Below are 18,017 nucleotides of genomic sequence, written 5' to 3'. Positions count from 1 at the left end.
ATTTTTAGTTTTCTAAATAATTTCTCCATTTTTTTACAGCATCCGCCATATCTTTTGGCATTGGGCTCTCAAAATATAATTCTTTCTTCGTCGTCGGATGTATAAATCCTAAAGTATGGGCATGAAGCGCATGTCTAGGCAAAATTTCAAATACATTTTTTATAAACTGCTTATACTTAGGCAGATTCACTCCACGAAGAGGCGTATGCCCCTCGTATCTTTCATCATTAAATAAGGTATGACCAATATGTTTAAAGTGTGCTCTGATCTGGTGAGTTCTTCCGGTTTCCAGTTTACACTCCACCCAGGTCATATATTTAAATCTCTCTAATACTTTATAGTGTGTTACCGCATGTTTTCCCTGACTTCCGTCTTCATAGGTATGCATCTGCATCCTGTTTTTGGGATGTCGCCCGATATGACCTCTTATTGTTCCCTCATCGTCCTGAACATTTCCCCATACAAAAGCCCAGTATAGCCTCTTTGTTTTCCTGTCAAAAAACTGTTTTGCCAGAAAGCTTAAAGCATATTCATTTTTGGCTATAACAAGTAACCCGGAAGTATCTTTATCGATTCTGTGCACCAATCCTACTCTGTCCAGATCAGATTTGGAACCATTTTTTTCAAAATGAAAAGCCAATGCATTTACCAAAGTTCCGTCCCAATTTCCAAATCCGGGATGAACAACCATTCCGGGATCTTTATCTACTACTACAAGGTCATCATCTTCATAAACGATATTAATAGGAATATCTTGTGGAATAATTACATTTTCTCTTGGAGGATGTGCCAATAGCACAGAAATCTGATCTCCTGGTTTTACACGGTAATTCTGTTTTACTGCAGTTCCGTTCACAATAACATTCCCCGCCCTGCAAGTCTGGGAAATTTTATTTCTTGAAGAATTCTGACGAAAGATCAATAAAAACTTGTCAATTCTTAAGGGTTCCTGGCTTTTATCAACAGTGAGATTAAGATGTTCATACAATCCTTTATTTTCTTCATCAATATCGATATTATCAATGCTGTTCGCATTTAATAATTCTTCATCTAAAAAATCTTCGTTATCTTCTGTCATTGTTTTATTTTTTATGCAAAAGGCTTCAACATAGTAAAGTTGAAGCCTGTAATTTTTATAATAACGGTAATATTATTGAATAATTACCTTTTCCTTTTTAGCTTTTGGTCTTTCAGCAGGTTGCTGTGTAGTTCCTTTGATATTGCTTCCTGTCGTTTTTGCTTTATCCTCTGTAGCAGTTGCCGGCTTTACATTCGTAGTAGTCTTTTGAGGTTCCGACTTGGCTGGTTCTGGTTTAGGAATTTCTTTTTTAGGAGCCGGAGCAGGTTCAACCGCATGAGTAGGTTCTACCGCCACTTCTTCATATCTTACAGGAGGAAGTGCCGTATCTACTTTCATACGATACATAGAATTAAGCTGGTCAATTTTATTTCTTAACTCTGCCGGCGTTCTTTTGCTCGCCCAAATATCGATCTGCATTCCTTGATCCCTGACATCTCCTGCTGCAGGATCCTGATAATATACAATATCAGATTCATCTTTACCTCCATCTTCAAACTCTATAACTCCTACTTCAAACTTACTTCTGATAATAAGTGCTTTTGCCTCTTTTATCGTTAACCCAACGACACTAGGAATTCCGATATTTCTCATCGGTCCGGAGCCGATCACCACGTCTACAATGGAGAATCTTGGCAGTTTGGTTTTAGGCTTTACTTCTACTCCTTTAAATAGAACTCTAAGAACCGCATCTTTCTGAATACTTGGTTCATAGATTGTATCACCCACTTTTAAACCTACCTGTTCCAATCTCTGGAAAGCCAATCCGGAATATTTATTGATTACATCCGGCAGAGCAATCGCAGCCCAGGTCTTAGGATTCACTTTCAATCTCACCGTTCTTCCGTCTTTTACACGGGAACCTGGCGAAGGAAATACCTGAAGAACCTGAAAAGGTCTGAACTTAGGATCATATTTTGAACTGTCTACTTCATATTCCAGTCCTGTATCATCTAATATTTTGATTGCTTCATGTACGGTTTTATTAACCACATTCGGGACAGGAATTTCCTGACCATGATTAGTATGATATTCCAACCAACGGAAGGTAAGCCAAACCAACCCCACAAAAACACCGATGGCTACTAATAAATTCAGTAAAACTTTCCAATTGAAAAGTGATTTAAACATACTTAAAATGACTTTAATTATAACGGCAAATATAGCTAATAATTTTAGAATGTACTTTTATTTAACACAATTCATTCAGATTTTAAAATTTCTTATTTTCACGGTTCAGATTCCATAAAATCATTAAATTTGCTTCATTGATACTATATAGATATGAGCAAAAAAAATGTTGCCGTAGTAATGGGAGGCTATTCCGACGAATACGTTGTATCCTTAAAAAGCGGTCAATTAATCTTTGATTCTTTAGACAGAAACTTATACAATGTATATAAAGTAGTTATCCTTAAAAAGGAATGGTATTTTTTGGACGAAAATGACACAAAATACAACATTAACAAGGGAGATTTTTCTGTCACATTAAGTGATAATGAAACATTACAATTTGATGTATGCTTTAATATCATCCACGGAACGCCCGGAGAAAACGGAATACTACAGGCTTATTGGGATGCCATCGGACAAAAATACACGGGTTGTGACTTTTATCAAAGTGCTTTAACATTCAATAAAAAAGATACATTAGCTGTACTTTCAAAATATGGAATTCCTTCCGCAAAAAGTGTTTACTTAAGAAAAGGAGAAGAAATCAATGTTGATGAAATTATAGAAACCCTTGGTCTTCCCGTTTTTGTGAAGCCGAATCAGTCGGGATCTTCTTTAGGAATTTCAAAAGTTAAAGAAAAATCTGAATTGATTGCAGCAACGGAAATTGCATTTAAAGAAGATGATGAAATCTTGATCGAAAGTTTCCTTGACGGAATGGAAGTTTCTGTGGGAGTGATTGATTATAAAGGGGAAACTATTGTTTTAGGAATTACAGAAATCGTTCCTCAAAACGAATTCTTCGATTATGAGGCAAAATATGAAGGTGCTTCCGAAGAGATTACTCCGGCAAGAATTGATGATGAAACCAGACTGCGAGTGGAAGAAATCTCTAAAAGAGCTTATAATTCTTTAGGAATGAGCGGTTTCTCAAGAAGTGAATATATTCTGATGAACGGAATTCCTTATATGCTGGAAATGAATACGAACCCGGGATTCTCCCCTGCAAGTATCCTTCCTCAACAGGCAAAAATATATGGAATTTCCATCACTGATCTTTGCGGAAATGAAGTTGAAAAGGTTCTTAACAAATAGAAATAATGAAGAATTTTTTAGCGATTTTATTTTTAATTCCTTTTTTAGGAGCCTCTCAAAGTTTAGAAACTCTTAAATTAGATATTCCTAAAACGAATCTTGAACCTAAAGATGTCAGCTTTAAAGAAGATGCAATTTATTTAGATAAAAAGAAGTGTTTTATATATATCATGAAGCACGATATAGTAATTGACAACGAAAGAGTTCCAAACTATTTTGAAATTACCTCTCTGGATAATAAAGTATTATTTTCAGGAATTATTAAAAAAAATGAATCGGGGAATTTTGAAAACATTATTAATTTCAGACCAATTGAAAAATTGTATAAAAATTCAAAAATTATAGGAAGAAATAAACTAATTTTAAACCTATCTTCCAATCAAGTTTTAAATAATGATTGTACCTTAAATATTGATAATTTGAGGCTATTTTACGAAAAATCAAACGAAAACAACTAAGAATATGAAAGTTGCTGTTTTCCCGGGATCTTTTGATCCCATTACTCTAGGACACTACGATATTATTGAAAGAGCAGCTCCGCTTTTTGATAAATTAATTATCGCAATTGGTCAGAATTCTCAAAAAAAATATATGTTTCCTCTGGAAAAAAGAATAGAATTTATTCAAAATTCCGTAGCAGAATTTCCCAATGTAGAAGTTGATTTTTTTGAAGGTTTAACGGTGGATTTCTGTTTTGAAAAAAATGCTCAGTTTATTTTAAGAGGCTTGAGAAATCCCGCAGATTTCGAATTTGAAAAAGCTATTGCCCACACCAACAGAACACTGGCTCACAAAAAACTGGAAACGGTATTTTTATTAACTTCATCAGGAAAATCTTTTATCAGCAGCAGCATTGTAAGAGAAATCATCAACCATGGCGGAGAATATGAACTGCTTGTTCCCGATTCCGTTAGAGTATAAATATTATTAGTATTAAGTAATGGGCAATGAGTAATTTTTACTACTATGGATTTTAATCAAACATTTAGAGATATAACTAAAAAAATTTCTGTCTCTATTATTAAATCTTTATCGCCATTAGCTTATTCTGATGATCTTTCAATAATCAGAAAACAAATTATCAGATCTGCAACATCTGTTGCGGCCAATTACAGGGCCGCTTCAAGAGCAAGATCCGAAAAAGAAAGGTTTGCAAAAATTTGTATTGTTGTTGAGGAAATTGATGAGACTCAATTCTGGCTGGAAATAATTGAGGAATTAGGATATTTAAATGAGGAAAAAATTCTACATTTAAAATTGGAATGTGAAGAATTAGTAAAAGTAATGACCAAATATAAATTATCCCAAAATATAACGGCATAATTTTTATTACTCATTACCCACTACTTATTACCCATAAAAACATGCACGAACAGCTCAATTTTGCCATAGAAGTACTTGGAACGATTTCCTTTTCAATGTCCGGAAGTTTTGCCGCCATGCAAAAACGCCTGGATCCTTTTGGAGTGCTTATTATTGCATTCGTGACCTCTGTGGGAGGCGGAACTGTAAGAGATTTGTTACTGGACATTCCGGTGTTCTGGATGCATGATCTTCTGACTTGCGCATTGATTATCCTGACCAGTATTTTTACCATGATTTTCAAATCTCTTGAAAAAAACTTTCAGGTAACTTTATTTATTTTTGACAGCTTCGGACTTGGATTATTTACGATAATCGGGATTCAGAAAGGATTGCATGTAGGTATACATCCTTTAATTTGTATTGGTCTGGGAACGATTACAGGATGTTTCGGAGGGATTATCCGGGATATTTTGCTCAACAGAATTCCTCTGATATTCAGAAAAGAAATTTATGCAACAGCCTGTATTGTGGGTGGCTCCATATTTTTACTGTTAACAAAATTCACTCCTCTTTCTTATACGGTCATTCAGATTTTTACGATTTTATTAATTGTAGCTATCAGAACATTGGCCGTAAAGTATCATTGGCAAATTCCCAAATTTTATGGATATAATAATGATGCTGAAATGTAACTTATGAAATCTTTTATTTTTTTATTTTCTCTCTGGTTTATTTTCTCTTGCAAACAGCATGAGAGTAAATTTGACATGAAAAAAGATTTGTATCAATTCTCAGAGAAAATGGAAGACGGAGATACCATAGTGGTAAACATTAACTATTCTGCGTGTATGTATTCTGCTCATGAAGTTTTCACTTTCACAAAACAAAAGGATATTACATACATTCAAACGTATTCTGAAATTAATTCATTTGAACACAAAGAACAGAACTTACCAAAAATAATTTACAAGATCAGGTCTTCAGCCCCGCTATCTTTTGAAAATTATTTTAAATATTTAAAGAGAAGAAATAGACCTAAGAAAGAAACACGTTCGCCACTTGTCACTGTTTCCCTCAAAAACAGACCTTATTCTGAAGCTTTTTATGATGATGGCTTAGAAGATAAATTTGAAAAACTTGAGCAGTTTTCGCTAGTCCGAAAAAACATATATCCTGTAGACCGATTTTTTAAATCTCCAGAACCACCTCCACCACCTCCTATAAAATAAAAAAACACCTAAAATATAGGTGTTTTTTTATTTTATAATCGGATCCGAAATTTTTCTTTCAATTAAAAGAATTTCCCTCTGTTTCTCATATGAGGATTATGCATATGCTTCTGCATTGTTGGCATTTTCAGCTGGTCTTTCATCATTTTGATCTGATCGGTCATCATTCCTGCGCTGTCTAATCTCTTTGCTTCTTCCAATAGTTTTTGTCCTTCCTGTTTTCTTCCTTTGGAAATTGCTGCAGCAGCTAAATTCAAGGTAGCCATTGCCCTGTCGTGCTTCATATTCAATCCGTATTCCAAAGCTTTTCTCATTAAAGGCTCCACTTTTGTCGGATGATCCTGAGCTTGTGTTAATCCTAATAGATAATGATAATATCCATATTGAGATTTATGAAGCTGAGTTTGATAATTGGTGACGCTTTGTAACCAAACAGCCGCCTTTTCCATGTTTTGTTTTCTCAATTGCCAGAAAGCCAAAAGGATATATTCATTTTTAAAGAAAAGCAAAATAGGTGCAGCAGCAACAACAACCAAAACAATACCCCAACCGATGTTTCTGTTCATCATCAGATAAACCGCTATTGCAATAATAATCGCAGAGATTACGAATTTTATGTATTTATTCATTTTTAAATTTTAGAAGTGCAAAGATAAAACATTTAACTGTTAGATGCTAGAAGTTGGAAGCCAGAATTCTTACAACTATTCACTCTTAATTTTTTCATAAGTCTGAAAACAAAAATCATATTGATTTTTTTCATCTTTCTCATGGCAAACTTCATCCACTTTTCTCCAAACCTTAGGATCAATTTTCGGAAAATAAGTATCTGCCTGTAAATCCGCTTTTACTAAAGTCACCTCCAGCTTATCCGTAACATCCATCGTCTGCTCATAAATATTTCCGCCTCCGATAATGAAGACCTCTTCATCAATCTTTTTGGCAAATTTCACAGCCTCTTTAATGCTTCCTACGATTAAAATACCTTCTTCAAACCAGTCTTTTTGTCTGGATACAACAATATTGGTACGGTTAGGAAGAGGTTTACCGATGCTTTCATATGTTTTTCTTCCCATAATAACCGGGTGCCCCGACGTCAGATCTTTAAAATGTTTTAAATCTTTCGGAAGATGCCAAAGCAACTGGTTTTCAAAACCAATTTCATTTTTCTCTCCCATTGCCACCACTATTGTTGTCATTCAAATAATTTTCTGCAAAATTAGCACATAATTTGTATATTTGGTTAAGACAAGAATTTAAAAAAAAATAAACTATGAAAAACAAGGGCTGTCTGAGCGCCGGAACCATCGGTATTGCTCTTATCATTATCGTTGCTGTATTATTTTTCTGGGGTAAAAACGGATATAATAATTTCGTAGCTCAGGAGCAGGAAGTTATTACCAAATGGGCCAACGTAGAAACTGTGTATCAAAAGAGAGCAAATCTTATCCCTAATTTGGAAAGAACGGTAAAATCTTATTCAAAATTTGAACAGGAAACTCTTACAAAAGTAGTTGAAGCCCGTTCAAAAGCTACCTCCATCAATATTGACCCGAGCAATATGACAGAACAGGATCTTGCAAGATTCCAGGCTGCACAGGGAGAATTATCAGGATCTTTAAGCCGTTTGATGGCTGTCGTGGAACAATATCCGAATTTAAAAGCCGATCAGCAATACATTAACTTCCAGAGAGAATATACTGCCATTGAAAATAGTATCAGAACTGAAACGGTATATTATAATCAGGCTGTACAGAAATACAATACTTCGATTAAACAGTTCCCTAACAATATTTTGGCAAACTTCACCAATTTCAAAGAAAAGCCTGCATTTAAGGCTGAAGCGGGAGCTGAAAAAGCACCTGAAGTATTCTCAGAATAATAATGAAAAGTTTCCTTACAGATCAGCAAATCGCTTCCCTTGTGGAAGCGATTCAGTCAGCAGAAGAACATTCTACCGGTGAGATTAGAGTGCATATCGACTCGAATACTGAAAAAGATCATGCTAAAACAGCATTTCAGATTTTCGAAAAACTGTGCCTTAATAAAACCACCGAAAAGAATGCTGTGCTCTTCCATGTGAATTTTGAACAGAAATACCTCACCATAATTGGCGACACAGGAATTCATGAGAAAGTGCAGCAGTCGTATTGGGATCATCTGCATGACTATATTACTGCTGAATTTGCTAAAGGAAATTATTATAAAGCTTTGAAAAGTGCAATCCTGAAAACAGGACTTGAGCTTAAAAAACATTTTCCCGTAACAGGAGAAAACCCCAATCAATTGCCTAATGAAATTACGTTCTCTTAAAATAGTATTTTCATTTTTACTGCTTTGCTTTTACAGTTTTGTATCAGCACAGTACACTATTCCTGAAAAGCCATCGACTCTCTATCCTGTTTATGATAAAGCCAATTTATTAAGTCAACAGGAAATAGATAAACTGAATGACAAACTCATTAAGTTTGCAGATTCCACCTCAACGGAAATTGAAGTAATCATTATTCCTTCTACAAAGGGAGAAGATGTCAACTTTTTAGCCACCATGTTCGGCGAAAAATGGGGAATCGGAAAAAAAGATATTGATAACGGAATTGTTTTCCTTATTGCCACCGAAGATCATACCATGTCGATACAGCAGGGGAGAGCCGTTGAACAGTATTTAACAGCATCAGTTGCCGGACAGATTTTAGATTATATTGTTACTCCACATTTTAAAAAAGGAGAATGGTATGAAGGAATCAATCGGGGAACTTCTGCACTGATGGAAGCCGTTCAGGGAAAATTCAAACCTATTGCCAAAGAAGAAAGCGGAGACGGAAATGCGCTAAAGATATTACTCATTGCTTTTGTCATTTTAGTTATTCTTGCCATCCTTTTCGGAAACAGAGGAGGAGGAAATGGCGGAAACGATGATGATGACGTTCTTATTACAAGACGTGGCAGAAGAAACTATCCCGGAGGATTCTTTCCATTTCCAGGCAGCTTTGGCGGAGGGGGATTTGGTGGTGGCTCCGGCGGAGGCGGTGGATTTGGAGGTTTCGGCGGAGGCGGAAGTTTTGGCGGAGGCGGTGCATCTGGCGGATGGTAAAAGCCTGAATTATTATATAATTACAAATCAATAAAATATAAAATCGCTCAATGATGAGCGATTTTTTCATTAATAAAAAACAAGAATATTAAAGAAAATAAAAATTAAACTATTATTCTTTACTTTATTTTAACATAAGTATCATTTTTAATATTAAAAAATCAACAAATCCACTCAAAGCCTACCTTTAATTCAAAAAAAATTTATTAAATTTACTGAAAACAGGTTTATGAAGAAGACGTTGGTAGTTTTTGCACACCCTTATTTGGAGCACTCAAACTCGAATGTAGAGCTCATCAATTTCTATGTACGTCATCAGCATTTTACCCTCAGAGATCTTTACGAAGAATACCCCGACTTTCATATCGCTGCTTTTAGGGAAAGAAAAAGATTAAAAAATTATGACCGTTTTGTTTTTCAGTTTCCCTTGATTTGGTTCGGAATCCCTCCTCTGCTGCGACTTTGGATTGACGAAGTTTTTGACCGTGACTGGCTTAAAGAAGGAGAATATAACCCATTAGAAAATAAAGAAGTTTATATTTTGGTAACGACTGGTGGAAAAGAAAGGTCTTTCAGCAGACATGGCACTTATAAATACACTGTAGAAGAACTCATCAGCGGCCTTATCGTTTCGTTAAATGTTTTTAAAGCTAATCTTAAAAATATTAAAATTGTTTACGAAGCCAATAAATTATCCAAAAAAGATATCATTCTACATAAACAGAAATTTACAGAACTTTTGAATCAATAATGCATGGAATCTAGCTTAGCAATGAATACCCTTATTTTTTTAGGCGTTGCCATCATTATGGTTCCGCTTGTAAGAAAATTTGGTCTAAGTTCTGTAATCGGTTATCTTGCAGGAGGTATTATTATCGGTCCTTATGTTTTAAAACTAACCGGTAAAGATGTAAATGACATTATGCACGCCAGTGAATTCGGAGTGATTATGCTTTTATTTCTAGTCGGACTAGAACTTGAACCCAGAAAATTTTGGGAGATGCGGAAGAAAATTATCGGACTGGGACTCACACAAATGCTTCTGACCACTTCCCTGCTTTTTTTAGTATTTATCTGGGTCGATTGGAAAATAGATAAAGCTTTCGCCATTGCGATGTGTTTTGCACTCTCTTCCACAGCTATTGTTTTACAGACTTTACAGGAAAAAAATAATTTAAAAACATTAGCCGGAGAAGCTTCATTTTCCACGCTTTTATTTCAGGATATTGCAGTGATTCCTATATTGGCAATTTTACCACTTGTTGCCAATTATAAAGCCAGGCATCACGATAACGAAATTCAGGTTTTGATACAAACACTTCCGGAATGGATGCAGTTTGCAACCGTAATTCTGGGAGTTGCTATTTTAATTTTATTAGGACGATATGTTTTCGTTCCTTTTTTAAGATATGTTTCAAAGTCGGGAATGACGGAGCTTTTAACGGCTTCTTCTTTATTTTTGGTAATTGGTGTTTCAGAGCTTATGGTCGCAATTGGGCTATCTCCTGCTTTAGGAGCTTTCCTTGCAGGGGTAATGCTCGCCAACAGTGAGTTTCGGCATGAACTTGAAGCGCAAATCGACCCGTTCAAAGGATTATTATTGGCGGTGTTTTTTGTAAGTGTCGGCTCTACCATGAATTTTGATATTATCCAGAAAGATCCGGTCTTTATTTTCAGTACCGTTTTTGCTGTTTTAAGTATAAAATTTATTGTTTTATTTTTTATCGGGAAGTTTTTCAAAATTGATACTCCTCAGAGCTTATTTTATGCTTTTGCTCTTTCTCAGGTGGGAGAATTTGCTTTTGTATTAATCAATTATGCTTCCAGTCTTTATCTGATCAGTCCGGAACTGAACGCACAAATGATGGCGGTAACGGCAATCACCATGTGTATCACTCCGCTTCTTTTAATTATCAATGATAAAATCATAACTCCTAAATTTATTAAAGAAATCCCTGAACAGGATAATGCTTTTAACATTTTAGACAACAATGTCGCCCAGAAAAAAATCATAATTGTTGGTTTTGGCCATTTTGGAAGTACGGTCGGACGATTGCTTAAAGCCAATAAAATAACTGCAACTGTTTTGGACAGAGATTCGGATCGTGTCAAATTATTAAGAAGTTATGGTTTCAAAGTATATTATGGGGATGCGACAAGAATTCCTATTCTGAGAGCAGCAGGAATTGAAGATGCCGAGATTCTGGTTCTTTGTCTTGACGATCCTGATGATAATAAATTCATTGCAGAGCTTGTGCGGGAACATTATCCTAATGTAAAAATCTTCGTAAGAGCTAAAAACAGAATTGATGCATACAGTTACCTCAACAACGGAATTGATAATATCTACCGTGAAACACTGGGTACTGCGGTTGATATGGCAGTAGATGTTCTGCATGAAACAGGGATGAGAAAATATGCAGCAAGAAGGCTCGGACAAAGGTTTATGGCTATAGATAAAGATTCTGTAAGGAAATTAGCTAAAATCAAAGAAGAAGGTGATCTCAATATTTTTACGACAAAAGAAATGCTTCAGCGAGAAGAAGAACTACTCGCTTATGATAATCTTAATTTCGATACCCGAAACTGGGAAGGTTCATCATCTGCAGATGAAGAAGATGAAGATTAAACTTTCTTTTTATTATACGTTTTTTTAAATGGTCTAACACCAAATCAGAAATCAATTATTAAAAAGTCCATACATTTGAAAAATAGTTATTATTTTCAAAAATGAGCGTAAATAAAAGTGTTTTAGAGAAAAAATCAAATCAAGAATTAGCGCAATACCTTTTACCCGAAAGTAAATTTGTAGACGAAGCAAAAATACAGGCTTTTGAAATATTAAAATCAAGAGCCTATGAATTTACTTCCGAAGAAATTGAAAGAAATCAGGAATTATTAACTCTTAAAACGGAAAGAAAAAATACGGTTATTCACTCCAATTATAAAAAAACGGCAGAACTTATTTACCTTTCCGGAGCTTTGGAAATCGGAAATTTAATTTGGAAATATGAAACACTGGATAGTGGAATAAAAATATGTATTGCTCTATTTTCTCTAGCTATTATATTTGGAATTGGATATTTAGTAAGTAAAGGAACCGAGTGGATAAAATTTGTACTTTTAATTCTGTTATCTCTTGGGCTTTTCAGTATTATTTTTATAATTGCCAATTTAGTCAATGATCCCATTGTCGGAATTATCAATATTATACAAATGATTTTACAAATCTGGGCTTTGGTTTTATTATTTAAAACACCTAAAACAGAGAATCTATAGATTACATTATAAAACAATCCTCCGCTGCAATTCAACGGAGGATTGTTTTATATAATCAATAATAATTCTTACTCAATCGATACACTTCCGCCACTACTCTCTTCTTTCGTTACAGAAGTTACATTTCCTCTTTTATATACATTCACACTCCCTCCTGAAGAAGCATCTGCTTTAATGGATGAAGAAGCACTGATTTGTATATTTGCCCCACTTGAAGCTTCTGCACTTACATGATCTGCTACAAGCTCTTTTGCTGAAACGCTGCTTCCTGAAGAAGAGGTAACCTCAGCTTTTTTGGCTTTCCCGGAAATATCTATACTTGCTCCTGAGGAAGCCTCTATTCCTAAATCTACAGCCCATATTTTTCCTTTAAAATTACTGCTGCTGTCTACGGAAATATCGAAATCATTCGCTTCAAGATCTCCGGAAATACTTGCTGCACTGGACACTTCAATATGTGTTTTCTCCTGAACAAATTTGTCCTTAACAGTAATATTTGCCGCAGAATTCGCATTAAGCTTTGAAAAATCTTTGGTATAAATTTTAGCGGAAACGTTATGGGTATTCATTACCCTTATTCCTTTTTTATAATGAATATGAAGATTTCCGCCGTCGTTATCTACCAATACCTCATCAATAATATTCTGAGGGGCATAAATGACTACTTTTTCAACATCAGCTTTTATAATTTCAGCATCAATCGCCTGGGAAACTTCAATTTCATCAAAATCTCCGGTGACCTCCCTTTGCTTCATGGGTCCGTTGTCGGTGGTAACCACTTTTTCAACCCAGTTGCTTTTTTCTCTTTCACCATTTCTTCGTTCTTGCTTATCGCACGAGGCTAATAATAGGAAGGCAGAAAAAATAAAAATAGTTTGTGATCTCATGTTTGGTTCTTTTATAAATTTTAGTTTTAATATCTTTATACTTTTAATAACAACTAATTTATGAAAAATATTACATCGGTATTATTAATTTCTGCATTAGCATTTAACTACTCTTGTACTACAATGAAAAAAGCCGATACTCAAAAGGAACTTTTTATTCCTGCCTCACTCGCATCAAACCCTTTTATAAAGAAAAGCAAGCTTCAGTATGAAGCTCCCGAGTTTGATAAAATTAAAAATGAACATTTTAAACCTGCTTTTGATTTCGGACTCAAGCAACATGATTCTCAGATCTTAGGTATCGCCGATAATCCTGATGCTCCTACTTTTGAAAACACCATCGTTGCTTTGGAAAAAAGCGGTGAAATTTTAAAAAGAGCCATGATTGTATTCTCAAACCTTACAAGTGCGAATACCAATCCTACTTTACAGGCTTTAGATGAAGAATATGCTCCGATTTTTGCGGCTCACTCCGATAAAATGTATCTGAATGAGAATCTTTATAAGAGAATCAAAGCGATTTCTGAAAACGGGTTAGATGCTGAAAGCAAAAGACTATTACAATATTATAAACAAAACTTCGAAATTGCGGGCGCAAACCTTTCTTCTGCTGATAAAGAGAAATTAAAGCAGATCAATCAGGAATTAGCATCCCTTTCTACCCAATACTCAAACAAGTTATTGGAAGCGAGAAAGCAGGGTGGAGTTTTCTTTACCGATGCAAAAGAACTGGACGGACTTTCTGCTGATGAAATTGCTGCCGCTGCAAGTGATGCTAAAAATGCAGGAAAGCCTGGTCAATATTTATTAGCTTTACAAAATACTACACAACAACCTCTTCTGCAAAATCTGAAAAACAGAGCAACAAGAGAAAAATTATTCAAAGCATCCTGGCTGAGAGCTGAAAAAGGAGACGCAAACGATACCAGAGAAACCATTGAAAAATTGGCTAATCTGAGACTTAAAAAAGCTCAGGTGTTAGGTAAAAAAAGTTTCGCAGAGTGGAAATTACAGGATCAGATGGCTAAAACTCCCGAAGCTGCCACCAAATTAATGAACCAGATTGCAACACCTGCTGTAGAAACGGCAAGACGTGAAGCTAAAGATATTCAGGATCTGATTGATCAGCAGAAAGGAGGTTTCAAACTTGAACCTTGGGACTGGAATTTTTACGCGGAACAGGTTAGAAAGGCAAAATTTGATCTTGATGAAAGTGAAATAAAACCTTATTTTGAAATTACAACCGTGTTGGAAAAAGGAGTTTTCTTCGCGGCTGAAAAATTTTATGGATTAACCTTCAAAAAAAGAACGGACCTTCCGGTATATCATCCTGATGTTGTGACGTACGAAGTCTTCGACCACGACGGTAAGTCTATCGCCATTTATTACCTGGATTTCTACACAAGAGATTCTAAAAACGGAGGTGCATGGATGAGCAATTTTGTTGAGCAGTCTTATCTTTTAGGAACAAAACCAGTCATTGTCAACTGCTACAATTATCAGAAACCTGCTCCGGGAAAACCTTCATTAATCAGCTATGATGATGTAACCACAATTTTCCACGAGTTTGGTCACTCTATTCACGGGATGTTTGCAAGCCAGAAATACCCTTCTCTTTCAGGAACGAATGTACCTAGAGATTTTGTAGAATTCCCTTCGCAAATTAACGAACACTGGGCTTTAGATCCGGTAGTTCTGAAAAACTACGCCCTTCATTACCAAACGAAACAACCCATTCCACAGGCTCTAGTTGATAAAATTAAAAAAGCAGCTACCTTTAATCAAGGGTACATGACCACTGAATTGGTTTCTGCCGCTGAATTGGATATGGATTGGCATACGGTAACCAATGAAAGCGAACTTATTCCTGTTTTGGACTTCGAAAAACAATCACTGGCAAAACACGGATTCACTTTAGCAACAGTTCCTCCAAGATATCATACGCCTTATTTTGCACATATTTGGGGAGGAGGCTATTCAGCAGGATATTATGCTTACTTATGGTCAGAAACATTGGATAATGACGCTTGGGAATGGATTTCAAAGAATGGCGGACTGACCAGAGAAAACGGAGACCGTTTCAGAAAATATATTCTTTCTGTAGGAAATTCTGTTGATCTGAACCAGGCATTCAGAGATTTTACAGGACACGATCCTGATATTAAACCTTTATTGAGAAACAGAGGTTTTATTAAATAAATTTTTAAAAGCATTCAGTTTTGGATGCTTTTTTTATTGAAACATTAATGACATAATCATTTTTCACAAATGACATGATATATCTTTTCTCCCACAGATCTCACTAATTACACAGATTTGATAGCATCATAATTTTACACAAACATCTGTGCGATCTGTAAAATCTGTGGGAGAAAATAAAAAACGGAACTTATTTTTCATAAATGATATGACAATATCTATTGTCTCGCGGATCTCGCTAATTACGCAAATTTAAAAACACCATATAAAATTTAAACACAAGCATCTGTACGATCTTCAAAATCCATGGGAGAAAATAAAAATCAAAACTTCTGAAAAAATATTCGCGTAAATTTGTGCTTTAAATCCAGAAAAAATGAATTGTCCCTGCTGTTCAGGAAAATCTTACGAAGACTGCTGTAAACCTTATCATACCGGAGAAAAACATGCTCCTACCGCAGAAGCATTAATGCGTTCAAGGTTTTCTGCATTTGCGATTCCGAATGGAAAATATTTAATAGAAACAACTTCTCCCAGCAAAAGGCAATTTCATAACACGAAAGATTTGCAGGAATGGGGAGAAATCAATGAATGGACAAAACTGGAAATCGTAAGCAAACCTTCGATGAATAAAGTTGAATTTAAAGCCTTTTATACCGACGAAGACGGAAAACAGCAGGTTCATCATGAATTGTCGCAGTTCAAAATGATACAGAACCGATGGTATTATGTGACCGGTGAGTTTTTAGATTAAAATAAAATTGCCAATTCGTTTTCAATCATATTTTTAGAGATGTGTCATTTCGACGAAAGGAGAAATCTATTATTAAAGATTCTTCATTACATTCACGAATGACAGTTACACGACAAAAAGAAGATCAGAAATATCAATAAAAATGTCCGACTGAAAAAAGCCGGACATTATATTATAAAAAAGAGCCTCTTAGTGAGCTTCGTTTCCGTCAATTCCATGAGCATGACCGTGTGACAACTCTTCTTCTGTTGCAGGACGTGTATTTAAAATCTCCACCTGGAAATCCAAAGTCTTCCCTGCCATAGGATGATTAAGATCTGCTACTACAGCTTCCGGAGTTACCTCTACAACAATAGCCTGGAAATTATTCCCCTGATTGTCTGATAAAGGCAAAATAGCTCCTACCGGCGGAACTCCTGCTTCGTTGAACATCTCAAGAGGAAGCTGCGCAATAGAGTCAGGATGTCTTTCACCATATGCTTCTTCCGGCTGAATCACAAATGCAGCTTTATCACCTGCTTTCAAACCAAGAATATTCTGTTCGAACTTCGGAATCATCATTCCTACACCATATAAAAATGTAAGTGGATTTTCTGCTGTTGTTTCCTCTACTAAAATCTTACTTCCATCTTCTTCGATGGTGTGAAGAATGTAGCTTACCGCTACAACATGATTGTTTTCAATTGTCATATTTTTTCTTTTTTTCGTGATCTGCTCACGATTAATTTTGACAAATATAGTCTTTTTTGAAATGATTGATTCTGATAAAATACTCTGAAAAAACTTAAGAAAATCTTATCTAGCTCTAATCTTACTTATTTTTTTCTTCCTTTTTTTTCTGTCTTAAAACGAAGAGATACAAACTCTCCACTTTGGTTCTTGCCCAGGGTGTTTTTCTCAGAAACTTCAAAGATGAACTGATACTTGGATTATCCGTAAAGCATTTGATGTTGATCTGCTCACCCAGTTTTTCAAATCCCTGATAATACTCTACCAGTTCCTCAAGAATAGCATCCAGTCTTTTTCCGTGAAGCGGATCTTTTGATTGTTGTTCCATCTATTGTTATTTTACATTATTATTTCCCTTTTCTCTCAACTTATTTGTTCATCTTTTCAAAATCTTCAGTTTTCATAATCACAAGATTATTATTCGCATTCCAAATACTCGTATATTTTTTAGACGTAGTAAAATAACTTTCCCAATCTGTAAACTTATGATATAACATTAGTGTACAAATATCAGTTGGAGTCATCGCAAGCCAATTTTCTAAAATATGGGTATGTACTCCACTGATTGTTTTCCCTACTTTTTCATCATTAATGTTTTGAACAATCAAGCTATTATGGAGCTTTTCAACATTCTTCACCTGATCTTTATTATCAAAAGTAATCAGATAGTCATTCCCAAATACAACAACGTTATTTACAGAAGGTCCTGTAAGTACATATACTTTTTTTACTTTATTTTTAATAAGCGGAACAATATTTAGGCTTGTATTTTTATAGACTTTAAAAATTGTATCGTTCTGAATTCTTTTTAAAGCATTCTGTCTGATTGTAAAATATTCAGCTTCTATCGGAGTAAAACCCCTTTCTTTTAAATCAAGATTGGCATTTTTGGGATCATAATTGGTAGGAAATGAGATAGTACCAATCACTTTTTGATCTTTTGAGAAAAAAATACACTTCGGAACATCATCAACATATGAAAAATACCCGCCAATATTTTCTTTTTTTCCGTAATTAGCAATAAAAAGATCTGTCCCATACCAGCTTGCCATTTCACTTCGGTACAAAGCAATCCCTTCTTCATTAATTTCCTTCGAAATTTTTTCCAGATTTTGAGCATTGAATAAAACTGCAAACAAAATAAAAAGTACAGATAGAATATTTTTCATAAAATTAGTTTTTTCAAAAATAGCGA

22 protein-coding genes are annotated in these 18,017 nt (G+C 35.0%); 14 read left to right on the top strand and 8 right to left on the bottom strand.

Annotated elements, in window-relative coordinates; translation table 11 throughout:
• Positions 1-4: 4 nt before the first annotated feature.
• Positions 5-1,078 (bottom strand): RluA family pseudouridine synthase, encoded by a 1,074-nt coding sequence (locus P0Y62_16480; GenBank protein WEK69418.1) that lies wholly within the window; start codon positions 1,076-1,078, stop codon positions 5-7.
• A gap of 72 nt (positions 1,079-1,150) precedes the next feature.
• On the bottom strand, positions 1,151-2,209 hold the full coding sequence (locus P0Y62_16475) for a PASTA domain-containing protein (protein WEK69417.1): 1,059 nt from the start codon (positions 2,207-2,209) through the stop codon (positions 1,151-1,153).
• 153 nt (positions 2,210-2,362) lie between these two features.
• Between P0Y62_16475 and P0Y62_16470 the strand changes: the two genes are divergently transcribed.
• The 6 genes from P0Y62_16470 (at position 2,363) to P0Y62_16445 (ending at position 5,880) form a co-directional block, all read left to right on the top strand.
• Positions 2,363-3,346 (top strand): D-alanine--D-alanine ligase, encoded by a 984-nt coding sequence (locus P0Y62_16470; protein ID WEK69416.1) that lies wholly within the window; start codon positions 2,363-2,365, stop codon positions 3,344-3,346.
• A 5-nt stretch (positions 3,347-3,351) separates the two neighbouring features.
• Positions 3,352-3,804 (top strand): hypothetical protein, encoded by a 453-nt coding sequence (locus tag P0Y62_16465; protein WEK69415.1) that lies wholly within the window; start codon positions 3,352-3,354, stop codon positions 3,802-3,804.
• Positions 3,805-3,808: 4 nt separating this feature from the next.
• The gene (coaD, locus tag P0Y62_16460; GenBank protein WEK69414.1) at positions 3,809-4,267 is read left to right on the top strand and encodes a pantetheine-phosphate adenylyltransferase; all 459 of its coding nucleotides are present in this window, start codon (positions 3,809-3,811) and stop codon (positions 4,265-4,267) included.
• Positions 4,268-4,312: 45 nt separating this feature from the next.
• Complete coding sequence (locus tag P0Y62_16455) at positions 4,313-4,669, top strand: four helix bundle protein (protein ID WEK69413.1); 357 nt, start codon at positions 4,313-4,315, stop codon at positions 4,667-4,669.
• 41 nt (positions 4,670-4,710) lie between these two features.
• Entirely contained in the window at positions 4,711-5,343 is a 633-nt protein-coding gene (locus P0Y62_16450; GenBank protein WEK69412.1) for a trimeric intracellular cation channel family protein, read from the top strand.
• A gap of 75 nt (positions 5,344-5,418) precedes the next feature.
• Positions 5,419-5,880: a hypothetical protein gene (locus P0Y62_16445; GenBank protein WEK69411.1), complete on the top strand. Its 462-nt coding sequence runs from the start codon at positions 5,419-5,421 to the stop codon at positions 5,878-5,880.
• Positions 5,881-5,942: 62 nt separating this feature from the next.
• On the opposite strand, the gene P0Y62_16440 is transcribed toward P0Y62_16445, so the two are convergent.
• Both P0Y62_16440 and P0Y62_16435 read right to left on the bottom strand, forming a co-directional pair.
• On the bottom strand, positions 5,943-6,509 hold the full coding sequence (locus P0Y62_16440; GenBank protein WEK69410.1) for a tetratricopeptide repeat protein: 567 nt from the start codon (positions 6,507-6,509) through the stop codon (positions 5,943-5,945).
• Between the two features lie 75 nt (positions 6,510-6,584).
• The gene (locus P0Y62_16435) at positions 6,585-7,079 is read right to left on the bottom strand and encodes a dihydrofolate reductase (protein WEK69409.1); all 495 of its coding nucleotides are present in this window, start codon (positions 7,077-7,079) and stop codon (positions 6,585-6,587) included.
• A 74-nt stretch (positions 7,080-7,153) separates the two neighbouring features.
• Between P0Y62_16435 and P0Y62_16430 the strand changes: the two genes are divergently transcribed.
• The 6 genes from P0Y62_16430 (at position 7,154) to P0Y62_16405 (ending at position 12,253) form a co-directional block, all read left to right on the top strand.
• Positions 7,154-7,762 (top strand): LemA family protein, encoded by a 609-nt coding sequence (locus tag P0Y62_16430; GenBank protein ID WEK69408.1) that lies wholly within the window; start codon positions 7,154-7,156, stop codon positions 7,760-7,762.
• A 2-nt stretch (positions 7,763-7,764) separates the two neighbouring features.
• Positions 7,765-8,193, top strand: a complete 429-nt coding sequence (locus P0Y62_16425) for a TPM domain-containing protein (protein WEK69407.1) — start codon at positions 7,765-7,767, stop codon at positions 8,191-8,193.
• Positions 8,174-8,974 (top strand): TPM domain-containing protein, encoded by an 801-nt coding sequence (locus tag P0Y62_16420; protein WEK69406.1) that lies wholly within the window; start codon positions 8,174-8,176, stop codon positions 8,972-8,974. The genes P0Y62_16425 and P0Y62_16420 overlap by 20 nt, the downstream gene beginning before the upstream one ends.
• Positions 8,975-9,203: 229 nt before the next feature.
• Entirely contained in the window at positions 9,204-9,725 is a 522-nt protein-coding gene (locus tag P0Y62_16415) for an NAD(P)H-dependent oxidoreductase (GenBank protein ID WEK69405.1), read from the top strand.
• Positions 9,726-9,728: 3 nt separating this feature from the next.
• Entirely contained in the window at positions 9,729-11,603 is a 1,875-nt protein-coding gene (locus P0Y62_16410; GenBank protein WEK69404.1) for a monovalent cation:proton antiporter-2 (CPA2) family protein, read from the top strand.
• 101 nt (positions 11,604-11,704) lie between these two features.
• Entirely contained in the window at positions 11,705-12,253 is a 549-nt protein-coding gene (locus P0Y62_16405; GenBank protein WEK69403.1) for a hypothetical protein, read from the top strand.
• Positions 12,254-12,321: 68 nt separating this feature from the next.
• Here P0Y62_16405 and P0Y62_16400 read toward each other — a convergent pair whose 3' ends face one another.
• A complete protein-coding gene (locus P0Y62_16400; protein WEK69402.1) occupies positions 12,322-13,140 on the bottom strand; it encodes a DUF2807 domain-containing protein in 819 nt (272 codons plus the stop codon).
• Between the two features lie 60 nt (positions 13,141-13,200).
• On the opposite strand from P0Y62_16400, the gene P0Y62_16395 reads away from it, so the two are divergent.
• Complete coding sequence (locus tag P0Y62_16395; protein WEK69401.1) at positions 13,201-15,339, top strand: M3 family metallopeptidase; 2,139 nt, start codon at positions 13,201-13,203, stop codon at positions 15,337-15,339.
• Between the two features lie 376 nt (positions 15,340-15,715).
• Positions 15,716-16,093, top strand: a complete 378-nt coding sequence (locus P0Y62_16390; GenBank protein WEK69400.1) for a YchJ family protein — start codon at positions 15,716-15,718, stop codon at positions 16,091-16,093.
• 189 nt (positions 16,094-16,282) lie between these two features.
• On the opposite strand, the gene P0Y62_16385 is transcribed toward P0Y62_16390, so the two are convergent.
• The 3 genes from P0Y62_16385 to P0Y62_16375 form a co-directional block, all read right to left on the bottom strand.
• Positions 16,283-16,783, bottom strand: coding sequence for a peptidylprolyl isomerase (locus P0Y62_16385; protein WEK69399.1), 501 nt, complete (start codon positions 16,781-16,783; stop codon positions 16,283-16,285).
• A 121-nt stretch (positions 16,784-16,904) separates the two neighbouring features.
• Complete coding sequence (locus P0Y62_16380; GenBank protein WEK69398.1) at positions 16,905-17,150, bottom strand: VF530 family protein; 246 nt, start codon at positions 17,148-17,150, stop codon at positions 16,905-16,907.
• Positions 17,151-17,190: 40 nt separating this feature from the next.
• Entirely contained in the window at positions 17,191-17,991 is an 801-nt protein-coding gene (locus P0Y62_16375; protein WEK69397.1) for a hypothetical protein, read from the bottom strand.
• Between the last annotated feature and the right edge of the window lie 26 nt (positions 17,992-18,017).

It is taken from the genome of Candidatus Chryseobacterium colombiense, from assembly GCA_029203185.1.
GTDB classification, from domain to species: Bacteria; Bacteroidota; Bacteroidia; order Flavobacteriales; family Weeksellaceae; genus Chryseobacterium; species Chryseobacterium colombiense.
The sequence above is the reverse complement of the archived record's forward strand: the minus strand, read 5'-3'. Positions and strand labels throughout refer to the sequence as shown.